This window comes from Bacillus cereus (genome assembly GCF_002564555.1).
Taxonomy (GTDB): Bacteria; Bacillota; Bacilli; order Bacillales; family Bacillaceae_G; genus Bacillus_A; species Bacillus_A cereus_K.
Map to the genome: position 1 here is coordinate 1 of NZ_NUVD01000035.1, position 3,365 is coordinate 3,365.

Genomic DNA, 3,365 nt, shown 5'->3' on the forward strand with positions numbered 1-3,365 from the left:
GTATATTTCCAACCATTTGCTGCTGTAACGTCCTGTGTTTCGATTACATTTCCATTTTGTAGTAAGTCTACTTTGATCGTTGCCGGACGGTCTGTTGCATTTCCGTCTTTCCACGTCTTTGTTCCTTCTACTGTCATTTTCGCTACTTTTGTATTTGTGATGTCATAACCTTTTACTTCGGATTTGTATCCCGCTACCGATTGTTCTTTTACTGTATACGTGTAAGCATCACCGTTCGCATCATATTGTGCTAAGTCTGCAAATGTATACTTCCAACCGTTTGCCGCTGTTACTTCTTGTGTTTGGATTACGTTTCCATTTTGTAATAAATCTACTTGGATTGAGCTTGGACGATCTGTTGCATTGTTGTCATTCCAAGTTTTCGTTCCTGAAACAGATGTTTTTGCATCTTTTGTATTCGTAATATTGTAACCATTTACTTCTGATTTATATCCCGTTACTGGATGCTCTTTTACTGTATACGTAAAAGCATTACCATCATTATCATATGCAGGTAGATCTGCAAACGTATAATTCCAATTGGTTGCTGCTGTTACTTCTTGTGTTTGAATTACGTCACCATTTTTCAGTAGGTCTACTTGAATCGTGCTCGGACGATCTGTTGCATTGTTATCATTCCAAGTCTTCGTTCCTGAAATGGATGTCGTTTTCACCTTATTCGGAATCATCAACTTTACACCTTTTTGAGCAGTTGCATCAATTGTAAAGTTTACTTTTGCTTGAGAATCAAAATCTAAATAGTCTGGAGCTGAAACTTCTTGCACATAGTAATTTCCTGGGTCTAGATTAGGGACTTCAACCATACCTTGTCCATCCGTTGTATAAGTATCGCCAATTTGTTCACCTGATTCCTTATACAGCTTAAACGTAACATCTGGGAGGTGTTTTGTTTCATCTCCGTCAATGTGCTTCACGATTCTTAATGTTCCTTTAGGCGGTAAATCACCGTCAGCACCGCCACCTGCGTTTATATTATCAGCCCAGGACTGCTCTGAAAACGTTACCGGTTGCTCATTTAAAATTCGGTAATTAATTGTATAATTGTTGAAAAAACTTTTTTGGCTCATTTCGCTTTCAATTACAGTAGATGTATATCTTAAGAGTAGTTGCTTACCGTTACTCTGATCTTTATAAAACCTAACTTCGAAAGAATTGCCATTAAAGGTAATTGTCCCATAACCCCCATCCTTAAATTGTTGAGGTGTTAAATTTTGATTTCCAACATATATCCTAAAACCATCCTGATCCAGTGTTTGTCCCGACTGTAAAGTATCAGTCAAAACTATATCAGAACTAAATTGTTGCAGGTTATTATTTATAGGTATATCCCACTTCACTTTAGTTGGAGCATCTGCGTCCATTCTACCTGTTTTATAGACAAATGGTGCTGTACCTCCACCACCTTCAGTTGGACCCTTAATTGTAATCCTTTGCGTTTGTAATTGTGTACCTAAGTTTGTATCAACTGTGAGCGTTTGTCCTGTTGCTACATCCTTAGTTGCTTGAACTCCAAAATAAAAGAATCCTCTAATATTTTGAAGTTTCTCAACAACATCGCTAAATGTACATACCACATTCGTTGATGTTACTTGACAAGTACCAAAGCTTACACCTGCCTGATTTTTTAAATCGATCGTTCTAGCATACCCCTGTAATTCAGGTGGTAATGTTAATGTTAGTGTGTCTCCAGCCTTCATTTGATTTCCAGATTTATCACTAAAATCAACTTTTATTCCTGTTCGTTCTCCGTAAATTAGATCCGTTTTGTCGAACTTAAATGTATCAACAAATCCTGTTGTATTTAATTCTTGTGCATTTGCTACTATAGGCACCAAACTCTGCCCTATCGTCAACATAAAAAGCATTAGACTTAAAAAAATCGAAACTACTCTTTTTATCATGTCATTCTCCTATTAAGTATATTTAGATGGATTCTAATATGAATATACAATGACAATGACTTAATAGGCTGATGGCATACCGTTTCTTTCAACTGTTATAAACTAAAAAACTTGAAAATAGATTTTATAAACGATTTCTCTATCCTCCAATAAGCTTCAATTCTTTAATCTAACATTAATTTCACTAAGTTTACTATTTACAAATTTAATAGTTATTGATATTATTATAACTGGTGAAGTTACGTTTATCATCATCCCTATCAAATCTTGAAAGCTTGTATCATATCTACCATCTTATGGATAGCATAAATTTCTGATTAATAATGTTTTCATTTTAATGCTATCAGTTTATTCATACTACTTTCTATTACATACAGATTCATAGCATCTGTATGTCACAATACCCCCTCCTACAGGCATTATCCCCATGCTCTCATCTATAATATAAAACTATTTAGATACCAAAAATAGCTTCTGTAACTTTTGTAACTGATTTTGTAATTAAAAAAACAAACTTAAACTAATACCTCATTTGGGATAAACTTGTTATTTTATACTTCCTCCTACAGACACCTAAATATCACCCTTAAGTGCTTGTGCTAAACCTCCGCCTAAATTTTGATTCATTTAGTAAAAACCACAAACAATTTTGTTTATTCATGTACCTCCTATATAGCATTTCCTAGGTTTATAATTAATTAGTCCTATACTTTTTAAAAGAATAAACAGTAATGTTCACTAATTTGTGTCAGCTTATGAATTTAGAATTTCAATCACAATCTACATGGTTTATAAACCTCATGGTTAAATCTCGCTATACCAAACCTTCAATTAAGTTCTCAGCATAATGACTAGATTCATAATTAATTGTAATTGCTTATTTCTTTATTTGCATGAAACCAAACTTCACATTGCTAGATCGGCACAATGGGCCTCCATTCCCTTTACAAATATTTGTAATAAATGTGTACTTAAGTAATTAAGGTGTTGCAAGAATAACAGAATACTCACACTCTACTTTTACTAATTAATCTCATCTCAGTCACCCCGCTATCTATACCCGATATAATATATAAAATAAAACAAAGAAAGAGTAGTATGCGTAAATATCAATCAGACGTATACTAAACTGAATTTTCAATATTTTCAGTTTAAACGAAGGTCTTTTCAACCACTCTTTCTTTGTATTATGAGTTTAGCACCAAATATAAAGTATAACAAGACAAAAAAAATCAAATTTCGCATAATTTCGACATTTTTTTCACGAAACAATACTGGTCGTCAATTAACACGTATTGCCATATATATCTATCGAATTAAGAATTTTATGACGCTCTCAAAATAAAAACTTGTACATTTTCATCTTGAGAAGTCATTTTTTTATTTTTGGGATATTTTCTTAGCTTGATGGTAATGTGGCGGGACCCCATCGCTATCAAGCTA

At 33.6% G+C, this 3,365-nt stretch carries 1 protein-coding gene; it reads right to left on the bottom strand.

The features are described 5' to 3' along the window. A partial coding sequence (locus tag COI75_RS16895; RefSeq protein WP_141535125.1) for a Cna B-type domain-containing protein occupies positions 1 to 1,922 on the bottom strand: 1,922 nt, incomplete at its 3' end. Positions 1,923 to 3,365: the final 1,443 nt, after the last annotated feature.